Below are 19,401 nucleotides of genomic sequence, written 5' to 3'. Positions count from 1 at the left end.
GGTGCGCATATGAACATCATGAAGGATATCCCGGAGCATCATGGCCTTTCATCTAAAGCCTTGCTGCAATTTATGAATCATATGGAACGATTGAACTTAGAAGTGAACAGCTTCATGCTGCTGCAGAACGGAAGAGCCACTGCACAATTCTGGAGGCAGCCGTATCGCAAGGATTGTCCTCAGATATTGTTTTCTCTCAGCAAAAGTGTTACTTCAATAGCGGTTGGGATTGCATGGGATCAAGGCTATTTGGACCTAAAAGATAAGGTAATCTCCTTCTTTCCCGATGATCTGCCAGAATCGATCTCTCCGTATTTATCAGACATGACTATTCACCACCTCTTATCTATGAACGCAGGTCATCATGATAATATCTACGGGGATGTCGTGAGCCATCAGAATTGGGTAAAGGCATTCCTGTCCTTAGACATACAGCATCAACCAGGAACTTATTATCGATACAGCACTCCTGCCACCTATATGCTCTCTGCGATACTTGAGAAGGTAACGGGTGAATCCCTGGTTGACTTCTTAACGCCGCGATTATTCGAGCCTTTAGGCATATCGAAGCCCGTGTGGGAGACCTGTCCAATGGGAGTGACAGCAGGAGGAATGGGACTCAACATGCCCACTGAAGCCATTGCCCGATTCGGTCAGATGCTTTTGGACAAAGGCATGTACAATGGCCAACGAATTGTTTCCGAAAGGTATATCACACTTGCAACCCAAGAACAAAGCGATAATCGCAGAGACGAGGAACGCATGGATTGGGCTCAAGGCTACGGTTATCAGCTATTTTTGTGCAGGCGAGGTTGCTATATGGGCAACGGCGCCTTTGGACAGCTGTGCTTTGTCGCTCCAGAGCAGAATATCGTCATAGCTGCGACGACGAGCTTCAAGAATATGAAGCAGCTTCAGACGCTTCTAGATCTTATATATGAGTACATCATTGAGCGGATTGATCTAAAAGATGCTCTAGACCCAAATGATCACAAGGAGCTAGAGCAGCTTCTGACCAATATGTCTTATCCAATATCTATATCACAGTCTTTAACGAGTCTAGTAGCTTCATCAATGGGTAGATGCTATATTATGGAAGACAATCCGCATCAGCTTAAGCTGCTCAACATTTCGTTGAAAGACAATCTTGTGGAGGTAGAGTCCATCTATAAAGAGCGCGGAGCGGAACGACTTCTGTATGATTTAACGAAGCCAGTTCTCACGAGAGGAAGCTTTATTAAAGATCTAGCCTATCACGAGCAGGAAGTCGTAACATACGCAGCTTGGCTGGCTTCAACGACTCTGGAGCTAACGATGAGGTATATCGAGACTCCATATGTAGTGACGCACACACTGAAGTTCTTGAATGATAGTATCGAATTTCGCTATCAGATCAATGTGTCGTTCGGTGTGGAGAGTTATCAAGCGATTGGAAGATTACATACTACAACCCCATTTTCACAAGAAAGTCTATACTAATTTTACGATGAAAGTGAGAAAACGCTATGCCTACTATACAAGTCTATCAATATGATGCATTTACATCTGAACCGAATAAAGGTAATCCAGCTGGCGTTGTGCTGAATGCGGATCATCTATCAGCTGAAGACATGCAGGAAATTGCATTCAAGGTGGGCTTCAATGAGACTGTATTCGTTCTGAAGTCCGAACAGAGCGATCTGCGACTGAGATACTTCACGCCCGGCCACGAGATGAATCTGTGCGGTCACGCGACGGTTGGAGCTCTATATGCTTTATCAACTCGAGGTCTGCTTGAGGCAGAAGATATTATGATCGAAACGAAAGCAGGTATCCTGCCCATCAAGCTCGAGCGCTCGAACGATCAGTTGACAATTAAAATGAAGCAGAATGCGCCGCAGTTTCTTCCTTTTCAAGGAGATGTGGATGAGTTGGCAGCGTCTATCGGACTTCGAGCAGAGGACATCGATCAGAGCAAGCCGATTGTGTATGGGAGTACGGGAATCTGGACGTTAATCGTACCGATTAGAACTTTAAGCGCTTTCGTTGACATGAAGCCTAACAATCACGTATTTCCTGAGCTATGCAGTGAAGTCCCTAAGGCCTCGCTCCATCCAATAACGTTCGAAACTTACGATCCTAATGCGTTGATGCACGCAAGGCACTTCTCGTCTCCATATTCGGGAACAGTTGAGGATCCAGTAACCGGAACGGCTTCAGGCGTGATGGGGGCTTATGTTCTGACATTCTTAGATCATGAGTCAGCATCGTTAGACTGCGTAGTCGAGCAGGGGATAGAGATCGGAAGGGACGGTAAAGTGATCGTACAGGTTGTGCGCCATGAAGACAGTATGGATGTATTTATCGCAGGAACTGCGGTATTTGTTCAGGAAATGCAGGTCGAGTACTAATAAACAGGTTGAAGCGGGAAAAGAAGGCTAATTGGCGAATGAAGTGAGGCGACAGTAACTTGTTTCTGAGTCCAATCATACTGTAGAGGTAGAGACCACTGCTGAAGAAGGTGAAGCGGATGCTGGAATCACGAAGCGCTTATCTCGTATCCTCGGATTTGATTGGATGCTGGTCAACTTCATTTTTCTCAAAAGCCGCTGATAAGGATACAGAGCTTATCTTTAAGCTTAACGGTGAAGGGCTGTGGAAGTATTCACGACCAGGCAAGCATCGAATTACGCTGTTCAAATGGTCGATAAAAAAGGATCGCATCCTATTCAGAGACTTCATCAAATATGTAATTGAAGGCGACGAAGATACCGAGGTTCATTCCATTACAACATCCCCCGTTTCCCGCAAGTATGAAGAAAGATTAATTAAAGGCACTGGCTTAAATTACGCTGATGCTGAAGTTCAAGTTATCAATTTCTATAATCCGATCTTGAAAGGGATTAATTCGCAGTTGTTTGGACTCATTACGCGAGATCTTGATAAGAGCAGGGTGATCAAGCTTCTAGAGGATTTCGATACGAATATGCAGGTTTAGATAACGAATGAAACAATTATTAGTAAACATGGAGCAACTGATGATATGGACAAACACTTTTTTGAAGTCTTGCTGAAAGACCATATTGAAGAAGTTCGTACTCTTGATCCCGGATATTCAGGTCATGCAAGCGACGTGTGGTATATAAAGACGGCTTCCGATGAGGTAATCGTGCGTTCATCTAGACTGCAGACCGAGCCGGATAATAATTTTTGGTGGGGATGCAAGTATTTATTCGGAATTGATCCGAGACATGTTCAATATATGGAGGCGGCGAATACGTTGTTTCAACCGATATCGACTGTTCCTGCTCCTAAGATTATGAAGAAGGTATACGAGTCAGGACGTGAATATATCGTTGTCGAACATATGAGGGGACAGACGTTAAAGTCGTTTATCGGTCAACCGGCTTCGATTCTTTATCAGCTTGGAGTATGGTTGGCTGAAGTCCATTGCCATCGGTTCAATACGTTTGGCAACTTGGTCGATCGAAGGATCGGAACGACGAGCAGCTTTCACAAGCATATGGCTGCCGCCATGAGTAGAATTGTGGAACGTTACTTTGCAGAAAGTTCAGAGATCCGAGAGGAATTAGTTCATATATTAGTGGAAATGGGGACTTTAAAGGACCCTGAAGCATTCTCACCTGTGTTGGTAGATATGGACCCTTCCCAGTTCTTATCTGATGGAGATCGCATTACAGCGATCGTAGATACTGAAGCATATGTACTGGGGCCGGTAGAGCTTGATTTTATTGCACTCGAATATGTTCTGGATCATGAAGCATCAATACCATTTATAGAGGGATATCAAAGTGTTAGAGAAGCACCAAGTATCTCTGAGGTACGAAGAACGTATCGCTATCTATACCGCATTCTAGGCGTACAGGGTTCTGTTGATCTGCGTTCATGGTTTGCAAAGCCCTCGTTGTTCTCATAATTTCTCACTAACATACGTTGAAAGGAAATGAATGAATAATGTTCTCCTATACTTATCATGCAATGACACCACAGATTGCTGCAGAGATCTCGAACTGGACTTATGAAGCTCCCTATTCCATGTACAGCATGGATGGAGATCAGGAAAGTATAGATGAATTCCTGAACGGTGACTATTTCTATGTGTTAAATGAAAAAGATGACTTAATCGGGTTTGTATGTGCGGGAGAATCGGCAAGAGCGCCGGGAGGATATGCACAAGGCGTCTATGAGGACGATCGCTATTTGGATCTCGGATTAGGGATGAAGCCGAAGTTAACAGGCAGCGGCCAAGGCTATGACTTCATGATGAACGGTATATCATTTATGCAGAATCATTTTAAGGTATCCAACCTTCGACTTATTGTCGCTACGTTTAATGAGCGAGCCATAAAGGTGTATGAACGTGCGGGATTTGTGAAAGGGATAAGCTTCTTCAGTCCTGTTAGCGGGCAGCCGATTGAATTCATCGAGATGAAACGTTTTGATGTTGGGACTGGGGGCATGGCATGAGTATAGCGAAATTGGACGGGTATCGCGCGTTATCAAGCATTATAGAGTGGGGAGTTATTCAGGCGCGATTCACCTTCACGGATACAATTGACGAAAGCAAGGTCAGCAACGTGACGATCATCCCGTTCAGCGGAAGCAAGTGCGTCATCTTTCAAGTGGATAATGGACAGTGGGAACTCCCAGGTGGAACGTTGGAGCCAGGTGAATTCTACCTCGATGGACTTAAGCGCGAGGTGATGGAAGAGCTAGGCGCTGAACTGATCAGCTATAGCGTATTTGGTCAGTTCAATTGTGTTTCAACTGCTGAAGCACCCTATAGACCTCACATTCCTCATCCCGAGTTTGTCCGATTGGTAGGCTATGGGGATGTGCAAATCGTAGGTGAACCGTTGAATCCTCCTGATGGTGAACAGGTAATTGCGGTAGAACTAGTCGATATCGATGAAGCGGTTCGCCGATTGGAGAGCGTAGGTAGATACGATATCGCAGACCTGTATAGATTAGCGCACTCCCTGAGATCAAGTACTTTAGCATAATCGATCTTGAAGCATGAAATTACAAGAATGGAGGCTAGGATATGGTTGCCAGTAACCCAAACTCTTTTTTCTACTTTATGAGCGCGATTGTTCCAATCCTGATGTTTGTCCTACAAATCGCTCTAATTGTATTAGGAATCATAGCATTGTTTTATCTTATTAAGTTATTCAAGGTAGCTATTCAAGCGTTACAAGTCTATGTGAATAACCAGAAGTCAGACTTATCAAGGAGCCGAAATTATGAATAATGGTATGAAAATGATTGACTTAACTATTCACGATCAAGACTACATTCAACAAACCGCAGCTATCCTTCAAGCTAGCTTTGAATCATGGCCGACATTAGAGATTGCTAAAGATGAAGTTCTAAAATCATTGGACTCAGAGCGTATTAGTAGAGTCATGATTAATGCTGATGGGAAAGTAGTTGGCTGGATCGGAGGCATCAGTCAATATAGCGGAAACGTCTGGGAGCTGCATCCGTTGGTCGTCCATCAAGAGTACCGCAATCAGGGAATCGGTAAGGCGCTAGTTCAGGACTTGGAACAGCAGGTTAAGAATCGCGGTGGGATAACGATATACCTTGGTACAGATGATGAATATGATCAGACAAGCTTATCTGGACAGGATGTATATGGAGATATACCTGGCTTCATACAGAACTTTGCAAGCCATGATCATCCTGCGATCTTCTACCAGAAACAGGGCTATGTTATTGTAGGGATTCTCCCAGATGCTAACGGAATCGGGAAACCAGACATTTGGATGGCTAAGCGTGTGAAATAACAAATGTAATGGATGAATGATCCAGAATATGATATGGTAGAATTTGTTTATCGCAACACAGAGAGAATCGTTATTTAGGTAACGATTCTTTTTAGGTTTATTCTGTGATCACTTCATCATTTCTAGAGGAGGGCTAGATATTGCTGGTTGTGAACAGAAAGATCGAAGAATACGCCTTAAACGCATGGCCGGCGCTAAAAACATACGTTCATGATGGATGGCTGCTGCGATTCTCTGAAGGCTATACCAAGCGTTCGAATTCTGTAAGCGCAATATTCAACAGCAGCAATGAGGGAGTGAGCACGAACATCGCTCATTGTGAGGACATGTATACAAGCGCAGGATTAAATGTAGTGTTTAAGATTACCCCATTTGTACCAGAAACGTTAGACCAGGAGCTCGATGAGCGTAACTATCAGATTGTCGATCACACCAGTGTAAGAGTACTGGATACTTTAGACCACCTCCAAGCTCCTTCCACACAGAATGTAGAGTTCTCAAACCGTATGAACGAGAAATGGTTATCTGTACAAACGGAACTCAGCGGCTTATCTGCGAACCATCAGGATATTACGAGAAGATTACTGACTGGATCACCGTACAGAAGCAAGTATGTCATCTTATACGAAGGAAGCGAACCTGCAGCATGCGGATTGGGAGTTATCGAAGACGAATATGTTGGACTGTACGATATCATAACTGCTGAAACTTTCCGCAATCAGGGATATGGAGAACAGCTTCTGCTGCATATCTTGAATTGGGCGAGGTCTGCGGGAGCAGAGAAAAGTTATTTGATGGTCGTAAAGAACAACCAAGCAGCCATTCGATTATACTCCAAATTCAATTACCATGAGATCTACTCCTATTGGTACCGCGTTAAAACACGAAATGTTTGAAAAGCGTAGTATTAGCGATAATCGGTAAATACATATGATTCATGTACTAAACAATTATATATATTTTATCCCATAACTTGTAATAGAGGGGGAGGTATAATAGTTGTGGCAAGAAAAGATTGGCAGCATGACATTGTATTGCGTATATACGGATTAAAAAAATGACGAAGACAGTAAAGGAGTAATGGAGGAGAACCATGTCGATTCTCGAACAACTGCCAGACCAGTTAAGAGCTCATTTGACTGAAGCGCCGATCTTCAGTGCGAAGACCGACTTACGGAATGATGGCAATTTCGGTGAGGAATGGATCGCATTTACGGAGCACGAAATCTTGGTATGGAACATCGAAGGCGCTAACACCTTGAAGCTTGCCGTTAGCGATATAACGGAAGCGCGAGCTGTCAACGGCATCGGAGGCGGCACACTGCTTGCCGATACCAAGAAGGGGCCTGTCGTGATCTTGCGTTATACAGCGGCTTTAACCGCAGCATTCAGCTTTGCCGCTAAGCTGCTGAGCGCGATGGCTAAGCAGGAAGAGCTTCCTGCCGCCTCGCAGAAGGAATTCCCGCGATATTGTCCGAATTGCCACAATCCGCTGGCTGAGGGCTCGCAAACTTGCGCGGTATGTAAGAATAACGGCAAAATACTTGGTCGAATGCTGCGTTACGCCAAGCCATATAAGGTGCAAATGGTGATCGCGGCCATCTTGCTGGTCATTTCAACCGGTATCGAGCTTATACCGCCATATCTAACCAAAGTAATGATTGACGATGTATTGAAGCCGGACAGCTTGACCTCAACCCTATTGCTAGTAGTGCTAGGCTTAGGCTTAACGATGCTGACGATGTCCATCATGCAGACCGTCAGAGGTCTTCTCGGCGTATGGGTTGGCTCCAAGCTAATGGGAGATCTGCGAAAAGATGTATACAGTTCTCTGATGCGCTTATCTCTCGCTTTCTTTGACAGACGCCAAACCTCGCAATTTATCGGGCGGGTGAACAGCGATTCAGAATCAATGCGGCAGTTCATGACCGATGGCGTCATCTGGGTTACAGGTGAAACGCTGCGCCTGTTCGCCATCTTCATCATCATGTTCGGACTTGATTGGAGACTGACCTTATTTGCATTAATTCCGATGCCGATCATGATCATCGTATCGATGACGATCTGGCCGAAGATCGGACGGCGCTGGTATCAGCAGTGGAGATCGATCTTTCGCTTGAATGTGATCGTCGGCGACTCCCTGCAAGGAATTCGTGTTGTAAAGGCTTTTGGTCAAGAAAAATCGGAAATGTCACGCTACTCAGAAGTAAACGAATCTCTCGTTCGTAACAATATTCGAATTGAGGGGTTGTGGCAGGGGGTATTTCCGTTATTTTCATTGATCGCGGGTGTTGGAACTTTAATGATCTGGTTCTACGGTGGTTCAGCTGTTATTCAGCAGGAGCTGCAGCTCGGGGTATTAATGGCTTTAATCTCTTACCTGGGCATGCTGTTCGGACCGCTGCAATGGCTGAGTCAGATGATTAACTGGGCAAGCAGCGCTCTTGCAGCAGCAGACCGTATCTTCGAAATTATGGATACGCCATCCGAAGTGCCAGATGCTCGCAACCCTGTGCAATTAAAGGAGATTAAGGGCGAGGTATCATTTGAAGATATAACCTATGGTTATGAGAAGCATCATCCTGTTCTGAAAAAGGTTGATTTGCAGGTGAAGGCAGGTGAAATGATCGGACTTGTTGGACATTCCGGCGCAGGCAAATCGACGTTTATCAACTTGCTATGCCGCTTCTATGATCCAGACGAAGGAAAGATCTGCATTGACGGCATAGATCTGCGTGATATCGGACAGTCGGATCTTCGTAATCAAATCGGGGTTGTTCTTCAGGAAACATTTTTGTTTGACGGGACTATCGCGGAAAATATCGCCTACTCCAAGCCTGATGCAACACCAGAAGAGATCATGAGAGCAGCCAAAATTGCGAATGCGCATGATTATATTGTGCGACTGCCGGATGGCTACGATACCCGAGTAGGTGAGCGTGGACATCGGTTGTCGGGCGGTGAGAAGCAGCGTGTTTCTATCGCTCGCGCCATCATTCATAATCCGCGTATTCTAATACTGGATGAAGCGACAGCGTCGGTGGATACGGAGACCGAGCGTCAGATTCAAGAAGCAATCTCGCGCTTGATTCAAGGCCGCACGACATTTGCGATTGCTCACCGTTTATCTACTTTGCGAAATGCGGATCGATTAGTCGTGCTGGATCGAGGCAAGATTGTTGAGGTAGGTACGCATGAGGAGCTGCTTGAGCAGGAAGGTACTTACTTTAAGCTTGTTGAGGCACAGAAGGAGCTGTCCAAGATTAAGGGGGTTGAAGGCTGATGACAGATACTTACGATATTCATTTCTTGGACTCTTCCAACGTATTCTTCAGCCGCGGGCAAGGCGGAGTCTTTCAAGGAGTGATCGACGGCAAGCCGTATGATGAGCTGATCGTTTATCGGGCATTCCCTTTCTTGTATATGACGCAGCACATTTCCATTCGCAACGCCAAGGATGAAGAGCTGGGCATCATTCGGGATATGGAAGAATTGGATGAGGAGAGCTATAAGGAGCTGGAGAAGGAGTTGCAATTCCGCTACTTCCTCCCGCGCGTAGAGCGCGTAGACAGTGTGAAGCAGAAGGCGGATCTCTGGATATGGGAGCTGCAAACGAATTTGGGCTCAACACGCATGGTGATGCGCAATTTACACGATCATATGCAATTTGCTGGCGGTAATCGAATCATCATCACCGATATCAACGGCAAACGATGTGAAATCCTCGACTGGACGGCGCTGGATAATCACAGCCGCAAGCAGTTGACAGATGTCGTATAGATATTTTGTGAAGACACGACCTTAAAGGTCGTGTCTTTTGCTTTGTTACTAAATTGTTCCTTTAATTATAAGGTGAATTCATGTTAATATGTGGTAATATACGGTATTTCATGTGGGTTGTTGTCTATTTTATGCAATAATTAGCAATTTAATATAAATAGGTTCTGCATTATATTACACAATAGACGTGAGGTACTCCCAATGTACAAGTATTCGATAGGTCAATATGGTTCATTTGATTACAACAAGTTTCATAGGGACTATAAACCGTCATTTCATGGAATAGAAGCCTGTCTCTTCGAGAAGGAAGAGGATACGATAAATTTAGTGAACGAAGCGATGAAGCATGGATTTGAGATAGGCATTCATTTTCCATTGAGGGCAGGCCAATCTGAATGGAGAGATGCTCTGTTTCTATCATCGGACGAAACCATTTATCAAGCTTCTTTAGAACTCATTCAGCGGGAGCTAGAATACTTAATAAGCGTGAAACCGAGATATGTTCTCTTCCATTATCCGAAGCCCATCATATTAGACGATCGAGTGGATTGGACAACATGGCGGTTCACGGATCCATTGGAGTATGTATACGAAAGTGAGTATGCGATTGAAGTGCTTATAGAACGTAGTGAATTTCTATTCCAATGGTTATCCGACAAGAGTGAGGAGTTTAACTTCATCCCCGTGTTGGAATTCGATGCGCTGAATCGCTACATTTATGACACGGATCTGCTGGAAGCATGGCTAGTAAAGTACCCGAAGATTAGACTGTGCTTGGATACGGCTCGATTATATCTCCAGGATCGAATCGATCCGCACTTTCATGCAGTTGATGTGATTCGGAAGTTCGTGAAATACGCGGATGTTATTCACCTGTCTAACTGTCAATTTATCGACAAGGTTGTGCAGCGGCATTTTCCGGTGCTTCCCGAGCTCAGTCCATCGGAAGGCTGGGCGCCGATTGAGCAGTATTTATCGATTATACGTGAAGAGAACAGCCATCTGCGGATCCATTTCGAGCATCGTTCCGATTATATTAGTGACGAAGATTTAGAGAGATGTTATGAATGGGTGGACAATATTTTGAATGATATAGATTTTCAGCAGGAGAGCAAGGAATAGTTCAAGAATAGTATTAGCTGCGATAGATTTATACACAAGGAGTGGTTGAGATTGGCAATTATACAAGTGCTCGATAAAGGCTACGTCAGACTGGTGAACCACATGGGTTCAGACTTAACGATCGTCAATGCCGCTCGAGTGTCCTATGCGAAGGAATCCACTGAATTGGACAATAAGGATATTCGGTTGATTCAATTTCTTGCTAGAGAGGGGCATACATCCCCATTTCGCCATGCGATGGTTCAATTTGAGATCTATGCTCCATTAATGGTCGCTAGACAATGGTGGAAGTATGTGATTGGCTCTGCGCATATGGAAGGCACTGGCGATACTCTGGAAGGCTGGAATGAATCTAGCCGCAGATATATTACGGAGGAACCGACTTTCTACATCCCATCTGCAGATGAATGGAGAAGCAAGCCTGCGAATTCGAAGCAAGGAAGCGGGGAAGTTCTGCCTGAGCAACTGGGAACCAAGCTATCCGATGAGTTGTCGGCTTATATCGAAGAAGGTATACATAAATACGAAGCCGCATTAAATGATGGTGTATGTGCTGAGCAGGCTAGGCTGTTTTTACCTTCATACGGCATGTATGTGAGATGGTATTGGACTGCTTCCTTGCAATCCGTTTGTCATTTTCTGAATCAAAGATTGGAGCATGACGCCCAGAAGGAAATTCAAGATTATGCAAAAGCCGTGTTAGAGCATATTCAATCCTTGTTCCCTAATTCAATTCCTGAATTGATGAACCATCATTAATTACTGAATAGTTGAAATGATCCGGTCTATGATAGTGAATATCGGCGGCTGGATCCGATTCATCCGTTGATAAAGCAATATGCAACGAGTATCTCAGTCAAAATATTGTAAGCCTCTAGAAACCTACATGGTTGCAGAATAGAAACTGTTCCTTGATAGAGGGGGTGATTAAGATATGAGTCTAGTAATTATCGTATTACTTATTATGGTGCTGCTGTTCACTTCAATTATGATCGGTGTATTCAGCTATAAGAAGAATAAAGTACTTTCAATGATGCTAATCGTAATCCCGATTATCGCGATGCTGGTACCGTTCCTCATCTTTCGTTGGATCTCTTATAATTCTGTCCCGAATTCGTTGTCAATTAATGTTAAAAGCACTGGGGATCACTACAAGGTTGCAGGCAAGTGGATAAATCGATCTGATTACTACTCCTATGGGCAAGATATTATTACTTTTTGTTTCAAGCAAACCGATGATTATGTTTCGATAGAACTCCCAAGCCTTGAGGCACAAAAGGATGGGATACTTAAACGAGCAGAGAAAGAATTGCTGTCCAGCGACCTGAATCAGAATACATCTTGCAGTTCCTATTCGATCGAACTCTCTGATCAATATGAGATTCCGTTTAATCTCGGAAACGATGTTCACCGCAATGATGTGGAAATATTCTATATACACGTCGTGACAGAGCCCATGGATTCACCGACCTACTGGATTAAGAAGCTGGAATGGAAATAATAATGCTTCTTGTGTGCGAACATAGAAAAAAGGACGCTGTTAACGTCCTTTCGTCAGTCAATTAAGCTAATATCTTCTTGAACTCCTCTGTTAAGAGTGGAACAACCTCAAACAAATCACCGACAATACCGTAATCTGCTACTTTAAAGATCGGAGCTTCCGGGTCCTTATTAATCGCAATAATGACTCGTGATTGACTCATACCAGCGAGATGCTGAATAGCTCCGCTAATACCGCAAGCAATATAGATTTCGGGTGTAACTACTTTTCCAGTCTGCCCAATCTGAAGCGCATAATCGCAGTATCCGGCATCACAAGCGCCGCGCGATGCTCCAACCGCGCCATTCAATACATCAGCCATCTCTTCCAAAGGCTTGAAGCCATCTGCGCTCTTCACACCTCTACCGCCCGATACAACGATTCTAGCTTCTGTTAAGTCAACTTTGCCCGAGGCTCTGCGGACTACATCTTGGACAACGGAGCGAAGTGTGGATGCTGATTGATAGTCCACAGCGACGATCTCAGCGGATACATCCAGTTCAACAGCCGCTGGTATGTTGTTAGGGCGGATCGTTACGACTTGCGGTCCATCAAGGAATCGCTTCTTCTCGAATGCCTTGCCTGCATAGATTGGTCGAGTATACCATGCTTCGGAATCCGACTTCTCGATGGCGATAACGTCAGACACCTGACCCGCATTCAGGTGAGCTGCGATGATCGGAGCAAGATCGCGCCCAATAGCGGTGTGCCCGAATAGAATTGCTTGCGGGGTCAGATGGCTCAGAGCCTGGGTCAGCGCGTTATAATAAGATTCTGAATTATAGCTCTCAAGATCAGCGTGGTCCACTGCATACACTTTGCCGTTCACGTAATGCGACAATTGCTCTGCGATTGGGGCCACCTGAGATCCCAGCAGTATAGCGGACACGGAATCTCCGTCTTCTTTCACAATTGCAGCAGCCTGAAGTGCTTCCAAAGTAACTTGTCGCAGCTTACCGCCGCGAACTTCCGCGACAACTACGTAAGTATTGCTCATATGGTCATCCTCCTAATTGGATTAGATCAATTTAGCTTCGGTGCGCAGCAGGTTGACCAGCTCGGCAGCCTGCTGACTTAATTCGCCTTTCAGAATCTGCCCTGCCTTGCGTTCTGGCGGCAGTGACAATGAGATACGCTCCGTCTTCGCCGAAATATCAGATTCAGACAGACCCAGATCATCAAGCGATAGCTGATGGAACGGCTTCTTCTTTGCTTTCATTATGCCTGGAAGTGAAGGGTAGCGCGGCTCGTTTAAGCCTTGCTGCGCAGTAAACAGCGCTGGAAGCGCCACACTCAACGTCTCGCTGTCTCCTTCAGCATCACGCAGGACGACTGCGCGGCTATCTGCGATCTCAAGCTTCGTTATAGATGATGCGTGTGGAATGCCAAGCAGTTGGGACACACGTACCGCAACCTGCCCGCCGCCCGTATCGACAGAGAAATTACCGCCGATGATCAAGTCATAGGATTGCTTGCTGAAGTAAGCTGCAAGAGCCTTGGCTATACCATACTCGTCGCCGTTTAATCGATCGTCTGAGATGAGCACCGCTTCATCCGCCCCCATAGCAAGCGCAGTTCGGAGTGCCTCGGCAGCTCGGTCTGGTCCGATGGACACCACTGTGATAGTGCCGCCATGCTGATCGCGCTGAAGCAAGGCTTCTTCAACGGCATATTCATCGTACGGATTGATGACGTACTTCACACCGTCGTCTGTAATCTGACCATCGCGAATAACAATCTTCTCCTCCGTGTCGAAGGTTTGTTTCAGGAGGACATAAATGTTCATGCAACAAGCTCCTCTCTAATGTTTACTCTAAACCTCTTAAGAAAAAATCAACGGTCTTATCCACTTGTGCGGACAGGGGATACTTGCGACCGGAGATTAACCAGGAACTAACCACTTCATCCATCGCGCCAAAAACGAGCATACGTGTCAGCTTAATATCGAGATCTTGCCGAAAGGTCTTCTCTTGAACTCCTTTCTCTAGAATCTGTTCAATCAAGGTGAAATAAGGCTTCACCGTAAGTCCGATTGCTTTGCGCAGCTCAATTGAGCTCTGGCGAAGCTCAATCTGGGTAACATAGGCGAGATTCACATCCTGTTCAAGTTCATTGAAATGGATCTCGCATACTCTGTGCAGCGCTTCCGCTGCTGTACTCGAAGCACGCAAGCTTTCGTTGAACATGTTGACCAGATTGCCAAGACGAACTTGAAATAAGGAGATAAGGATATCTTCTTTGTTCTTGAAATACAGATAGATAGTACCGTCGGCAACACCTGCTTCCTTCGCGATCTTGGAAACCTGAGATCCGTGAAATCCATTTTCTGCAATAACTTTTAGTGCTGCTTCTAAGATCATCTCATATTTTTCCATTTTCCTACTTGTCATCGTGCCACCTCGGTGTTAGAATTCAATTAAACTGAATGAATGCTCATTCATTTTTCTCAATCTTATGGTAAACATTGCCTGTTGTCAATGAGTTCACGATAAGATTTTATTTACGAAGCGGATGTAACCGCTTTCGTGCCAGTTTTCGCCATAACCTTAAACAAGTTACAGAAAGGGCGGATCAAAGATGTTGTGGCAGATCGTAAATTTCCTGTTATTTTTGGGGGTAACAGGGTATGGCTTTTATTTGTTTTATAAAGCCGTATATCATCGATACCTTTATGTGAAGCTTGGGCAATTAACAGATCTCAAGAGGCGCGGAGAAGGTCGCTTAGCGGAGTTTATGTCGCAAATATTCGGACAGAAGAAGCTGCTAAAGGATCCCAAGAGCGGTATAATGCACATCATTATCTTCTACGGCTTCATTATTTTGCAGTTCGGCGCGCTTGACTTGATCGTCAAGGGACTGCTCGGTGGGAAACATCTTCCGATACCCGGCTACGATGTGTTCGGCTTGATGCAAGAAATCACTGTAATCACGATTCTCATCGCGATGGGCTACGCGGCTTACCGAAGGTATGGTGAGAAGCTCGTGCGTCTGAAGCGGGGATGGAAGCCAAGCATCGTCGTATTCTTCATCTTCTCGTTAATGCTTTCGGTATTAATTTCACTCAGCTTTGAACGATTATGGCTCGGCCTTGAGCCATCTGCTTACGCTCCAATCTCCTCAGGTATTGCTAGCATATTTTCCTTCATCTCAGAACCCGCTTCACAAGTACTGTTCTATATAGGTTGGTGGGCGCATCTGCTCATTCTGCTGTCATTTCTAGTATACGTGCCTCAATCCAAACACTTTCACATCATGGCTGCACCGATCAACATCTGGTTTAGACGCTCAGAGCCGATTGGACGACTCAAGAAGCTCGATCTGGAAGACGAGACCGCTGAAACGTTCGGTGTCGGCAAGATCGAAGAATTTACACAGAAGCAAATGCTGGACTTCTATTCATGCGTCGAATGCGGGCGTTGTACGAATGTATGTCCGGCATCGAATACAGGCAAAGTACTCTCACCGATGCACATGATTACGAAGCTTCGTGATCATCTGATGGAGAAAGGTACCGCGCTAACAGGCAAGTCGCCGCTTGTTCCGGAATATGCTTTCTCTGTTGGCAGTGCGCATGCACTGGACAGCGAAGCGGCTCACTCATCGGAGTGGAGCGGCAGCGGCATAACCGATATTCGATCAACACTTGGTTGGCATAAAGCTTCCTGGACCACATCCAACAAGAAAGCAAACGAGATGGAGCTTATCGGCGACGTCATGTCAGAGGATGAGATCTGGGCATGCACGACGTGCCGCAACTGTGAGGATCAATGTCCTGTCGGCAATGAACATGTCGATAAGATTATCGATTTGCGCCGACATCTCGTTCTGATGCAAGGAAGTGTGCCGCACGAAGGCCAGCGCGCACTGCAGAATATTGAGCGCCAGAGCAATCCATGGGGCTTGAACCGCAATGACCGCGCCAAGTGGAGCGGTGAAGTTGAAGGGATCAAGGTGCCAACCGTTAAAGATAATCTTGATTTCGAGTATTTGTTTTTTGTAGGGTCGATGGGCTCTTATGATCTGCGCAGCCGTAAGATCTCACGCGCCTTCGCCCGTCTGTTGAATGAATCCGGTGTCAGCTTTGCAATTCTCGGCAATGAGGAGAAGAACTCTGGCGATACGCCGCGGCGAATGGGCAACGAGATGCTGTTCCAGCAGCTGTGCGCTGAGAATATCGCCACTTTCCAGAAGTACAACGTTCGCAAGATCGTTACTGCATGTCCTCATACCTTCAATACTTTGAAGAATGAATATCCTGACTTTGGTCTAGAAGGAGTTGAGGTGCTGCATCATTCTCAACTGCTGGATCAGCTCATCCGCGAAGGCAAGCTTACACCGCGACATGAGGTGAAAGAGCGGATCACGTATCACGATTCCTGCTATCTGGGGCGCTACAACAACGTCTATGATGAGCCGCGCAATGTATTGAAGGCAATTCCAGGCGTTGAATTGGCAGAGATGGCCCGTACTCGTGAAAATGGGATGTGCTGCGGCGCGGGCGGCGGCATGATGTGGATGGAGGAAACGTCCGGCAAGCGAGTAAACCTCGCTCGAACCGAGCAAGCGCTGGAAGTGAATCCAACAATCATCAGCAGTGCTTGCCCTTACTGTCTAACGATGATGGAGGACGGTACGAAGATGAAGGAAGTTGAAGAGCGTGTTAAAGCGAAGGATATCGCGGAAATATTGGAGCAATCCGTATTCGGCGACCTTTCGATCAACTTTAATAACCGACATGAAATGGAGGCAAATCGATCATGAACAAACCGATTCGCAAAGCGGCTGTCATCGGCTCTGGCATTATGGGGTCCGGTATTGCGGCACATCTGGCAAACGTCGGCATACCGTGCTTGCTGCTCGATATGGTTCCGAAGCAAGCAACAGAAGAAGAAGCTGCCAAAGGTTTAACCCTTGAGCATCCTGCTGTAAGAAATCGTCTAGCTGTTAACGCGATTGCGAAGCTGCAGAAGACGAAGCCTGATCCATTGTACGACCCTTCATTCGCGCAGCGAATTACACCGGGCAATCTGGAGGATCATTTATCACTACTCCCCGACGTGGATTGGATCATCGAGGTTGTGGTCGAGAATCTTCATGTGAAGAAGGAGCTGCTTCGTAAGATCGAGCTTCACTGGAAGCCAGGAACTGTAGTCAGCTCCAACACTTCTGGGATTTCGATCAACGACATGTCAGCAGAGTGCGGGGAGGAGTTCAAACGTCACTTTATGGGGACGCACTTCTTCAATCCGCCGCGCTATATGAAGCTGTTAGAGATTATTCCAGGTGAAATGACGAACCCAGAGTTAATCGCACAGATGAAGACATTCTGCGAGAAAATGTTGGGTAAGGGCGTTGTGCTTGCGAAAGATACGCCGAATTTCATCGCGAATCGAATTGGAACATATGGACTGCTTGTGACCTTGCAGGAAATGGTTGCCGGAGGCTATACCGTATCAGAGGTTGATGCTGTTACTGGACCAGCTATGGGTCGCCCGAAGAGCGCGACATTTCGCACGCTAGATCTCGTAGGACTGGACACCTTCGTCCACGTTGCTGACAACGTGTTCCATCAAGTGAATGATGAGGCGGAGAAGGCAGTCTTCCATACTCCTGATGTATTGAAGTCGATGGTAGAACGAGGCTGGCTCGGCGAGAAATCTGGTCAGGGCTTCTATCTGAAGAAGAAAGGTGCTAACGGCAGTGAGATCCTTGCACTGGATCTATCAACGATGGAATATGCAGTCCAGAAGAAGGCTTCCTCCGGCTCACTTGAAGCCGCCAAGCTGGCGAAGGGCGCGCGTGCGAAGACGAAAGCGCTGCTTAGTGCCGGAGATCGCTATTCGGATCTAGCATGGAACATATTGAAGCAGGTGCTGATCTATTCAGCTGAAAAAGTTGGTGAGATCGCTGACACCGTTGTGGAGATTGACGATGCCATGAAGTGGGGCTTCAGCTGGGAGCTTGGACCATTTGAAACGTGGGATGCGATCGGTCTTGTTCGTTCCGTGGAACGGATGGAAGCAGAAGGCCTGACTGTTCCGGCTTGGGTGAAGGATTGGATCGCTCAAGGGAACACGTCCTTCTATCAGAAGGATAACGGCCAGCACTTCTATGTGAGTGAGCAGCGCTATAAGCAGGTAGAGCAGGCTCCAGAGATTATAAACCTGCGCAGCTTGAAGGAGCAGAACAAGGTTGTTAAATCCAATACCGGAGCGAGTCTTATCGATCTCGGAGACGGAGTAGCTTGTTTAGAATTCCATTCGCCGAACAACGCGATTGGAGCGGACATCCTGACGATGATTCAGCAGAGTGTGGATGAAGTGCGCGCGAATTTCGAAGGTATGGTCATTGCAAACCAAGGCCGCAACTTCTGCGTTGGCGCCAATATCATGTTGCTGTTGATGGAAGCGCAGGATGAAGAATGGGATGAGATCGACGGCATCATTCGCTTGTTCCAGAACACGATGTATAAGGTAAAGCGATTCGAGAAGCCAGTCGTAGCGGCGCCGCATCGCATGACATTGGGCGGCGGGGTTGAGGCATGTATGCCTGCAGACCAAGTGATCGCGTCAGCAGAGACTTACTATGGTCTCGTTGAGGTTGGAGTCGGCTTGATTCCGGCTGGCGGCGGCTGTAAAGAGCTGACGCTGCGCGCAAGTCAAAGTCTGCGTCACCCTGAAGTCGATCTGCAGCCGATGATCAATCAGATATTCGAAACGGTCGGCATGGCGAAGGTATCGACGAGCGGGCATGATGCTAAGCGTCTAGGTTATCTGCGGCCAACGGATCGGATTCTGGCGAATCAGGATCATCTCATCTATGAAGCTAAGCAGGCCGTGCTTCGCATGGCGAATGCAGGATATGAGCCGATTCCGCAGGAGAAGATTCGCGTCGTTGGATCCGAAGGCAAAGCGATATTGCAGCTAGGCGCTATCGGCATGAAGGAAAGCGGATATATCAGCGATCACGATCTGCTGATCGCGAAGAAGCTGGCTCACGTGCTGGCGGGCGGCGATGTGCCAGCCGGAACTCTTGTGAGCGAGCAATATATGCTTGATCTGGAGCGCGAAGCGTTCCTTAGCTTGTGCGGTGAGCCGAAGACACAGCAGCGTATGCAGCATATGTTGTCCAAAGGCAAACCACTTCGAAACTAACACCCCAGGGGAGAGT

General features: G+C 46.4%; 18 protein-coding genes. 15 read left to right on the top strand and 3 right to left on the bottom strand.

The window, feature by feature from the left end; all coding sequences use genetic code 11:
• Positions 1 to 9 precede the first annotated feature (9 nt).
• The 13 genes from ACXX53_RS08210 (at position 10) to ACXX53_RS08150 (ending at position 12,192) form a co-directional block, all read left to right on the top strand.
• Entirely contained in the window at positions 10 to 1,479 is a 1,470-nt protein-coding gene (locus ACXX53_RS08210) for a serine hydrolase domain-containing protein (protein ID WP_458568138.1), read from the top strand.
• A gap of 26 nt (positions 1,480 to 1,505) precedes the next feature.
• Positions 1,506 to 2,390, top strand: coding sequence for a PhzF family phenazine biosynthesis protein (locus ACXX53_RS08205; RefSeq protein WP_458568137.1), 885 nt, complete (start codon positions 1,506 to 1,508; stop codon positions 2,388 to 2,390).
• Between the two features lie 119 nt (positions 2,391 to 2,509).
• The gene (locus tag ACXX53_RS08200) at positions 2,510 to 2,977 is read left to right on the top strand and encodes a hypothetical protein (protein WP_458568136.1); all 468 of its coding nucleotides are present in this window, start codon (positions 2,510 to 2,512) and stop codon (positions 2,975 to 2,977) included.
• Between the two features lie 45 nt (positions 2,978 to 3,022).
• Positions 3,023 to 3,916, top strand: coding sequence for a phosphotransferase (locus ACXX53_RS08195; protein ID WP_458568135.1), 894 nt, complete (start codon positions 3,023 to 3,025; stop codon positions 3,914 to 3,916).
• A 62-nt stretch (positions 3,917 to 3,978) separates the two neighbouring features.
• A complete protein-coding gene (locus ACXX53_RS08190) occupies positions 3,979 to 4,467 on the top strand; it encodes a GNAT family N-acetyltransferase (protein ID WP_458568134.1) in 489 nt (162 codons plus the stop codon).
• Positions 4,464 to 5,003, top strand: coding sequence for an NUDIX hydrolase (locus ACXX53_RS08185; RefSeq protein ID WP_458568133.1), 540 nt, complete (start codon positions 4,464 to 4,466; stop codon positions 5,001 to 5,003). Before ACXX53_RS08190 ends, ACXX53_RS08185 begins: the two co-directional genes overlap by 4 nt.
• 240 nt (positions 5,004 to 5,243) lie before the next feature.
• On the top strand, positions 5,244 to 5,789 hold the full coding sequence (locus ACXX53_RS08180; RefSeq protein ID WP_458568132.1) for a GNAT family N-acetyltransferase: 546 nt from the start codon (positions 5,244 to 5,246) through the stop codon (positions 5,787 to 5,789).
• A 149-nt stretch (positions 5,790 to 5,938) separates the two neighbouring features.
• Complete coding sequence (locus ACXX53_RS08175; protein WP_458568375.1) at positions 5,939 to 6,685, top strand: GNAT family N-acetyltransferase; 747 nt, start codon at positions 5,939 to 5,941, stop codon at positions 6,683 to 6,685.
• A 197-nt stretch (positions 6,686 to 6,882) separates the two neighbouring features.
• Positions 6,883 to 9,072, top strand: a complete 2,190-nt coding sequence (locus ACXX53_RS08170) for an ABC transporter ATP-binding protein (RefSeq protein WP_458568131.1) — start codon at positions 6,883 to 6,885, stop codon at positions 9,070 to 9,072.
• Positions 9,072 to 9,569: a DUF1854 domain-containing protein gene (locus ACXX53_RS08165; RefSeq protein WP_458568130.1), complete on the top strand. Its 498-nt coding sequence runs from the start codon at positions 9,072 to 9,074 to the stop codon at positions 9,567 to 9,569. The genes ACXX53_RS08170 and ACXX53_RS08165 overlap by 1 nt, the downstream gene beginning before the upstream one ends.
• Before the next feature lie 201 nt (positions 9,570 to 9,770).
• Positions 9,771 to 10,691, top strand: a complete 921-nt coding sequence (locus ACXX53_RS08160; protein WP_458568129.1) for a sugar phosphate isomerase/epimerase — start codon at positions 9,771 to 9,773, stop codon at positions 10,689 to 10,691.
• 51 nt (positions 10,692 to 10,742) lie between these two features.
• Positions 10,743 to 11,450, top strand: a complete 708-nt coding sequence (gene thyX / locus ACXX53_RS08155) for an FAD-dependent thymidylate synthase (protein ID WP_458568128.1) — start codon at positions 10,743 to 10,745, stop codon at positions 11,448 to 11,450.
• Positions 11,451 to 11,625: 175 nt separating this feature from the next.
• A complete protein-coding gene (locus tag ACXX53_RS08150) occupies positions 11,626 to 12,192 on the top strand; it encodes a hypothetical protein (protein WP_458568127.1) in 567 nt (188 codons plus the stop codon).
• Positions 12,193 to 12,253: 61 nt separating this feature from the next.
• Here the strand turns inward: ACXX53_RS08150 and ACXX53_RS08145 are convergent, their stop codons facing one another.
• From ACXX53_RS08145 to ACXX53_RS08135, 3 genes are read right to left on the bottom strand one after another with little or no spacing between them, the layout of a single operon-like run.
• Positions 12,254 to 13,228, bottom strand: a complete 975-nt coding sequence (locus ACXX53_RS08145) for an electron transfer flavoprotein subunit alpha/FixB family protein (RefSeq protein ID WP_458568126.1) — start codon at positions 13,226 to 13,228, stop codon at positions 12,254 to 12,256.
• Positions 13,229 to 13,249: 21 nt separating this feature from the next.
• A complete protein-coding gene (locus tag ACXX53_RS08140) occupies positions 13,250 to 14,017 on the bottom strand; it encodes an electron transfer flavoprotein subunit beta/FixA family protein (RefSeq protein WP_458568125.1) in 768 nt (255 codons plus the stop codon).
• Between the two features lie 22 nt (positions 14,018 to 14,039).
• Entirely contained in the window at positions 14,040 to 14,621 is a 582-nt protein-coding gene (locus ACXX53_RS08135) for a TetR/AcrR family transcriptional regulator (protein WP_458568124.1), read from the bottom strand.
• A 187-nt stretch (positions 14,622 to 14,808) separates the two neighbouring features.
• On the opposite strand from ACXX53_RS08135, the gene ACXX53_RS08130 reads away from it, so the two are divergent.
• Both ACXX53_RS08130 and ACXX53_RS08125 read left to right on the top strand, forming a co-directional pair.
• Positions 14,809 to 16,992, top strand: coding sequence for a (Fe-S)-binding protein (locus ACXX53_RS08130; RefSeq protein ID WP_458568123.1), 2,184 nt, complete (start codon positions 14,809 to 14,811; stop codon positions 16,990 to 16,992).
• On the top strand, positions 16,989 to 19,385 hold the full coding sequence (locus ACXX53_RS08125; RefSeq protein WP_458568122.1) for a 3-hydroxyacyl-CoA dehydrogenase/enoyl-CoA hydratase family protein: 2,397 nt from the start codon (positions 16,989 to 16,991) through the stop codon (positions 19,383 to 19,385). Before ACXX53_RS08130 ends, ACXX53_RS08125 begins: the two co-directional genes overlap by 4 nt.
• The last annotated feature ends 16 nt before the right edge of the window (positions 19,386 to 19,401 follow it).

The sequence above is a fragment of the Paenibacillus marinisediminis genome, assembly GCF_054343325.1.
Note: the sequence above shows the minus strand (reverse complement) of the source record. Positions and strands in the feature narration are given on the sequence as shown.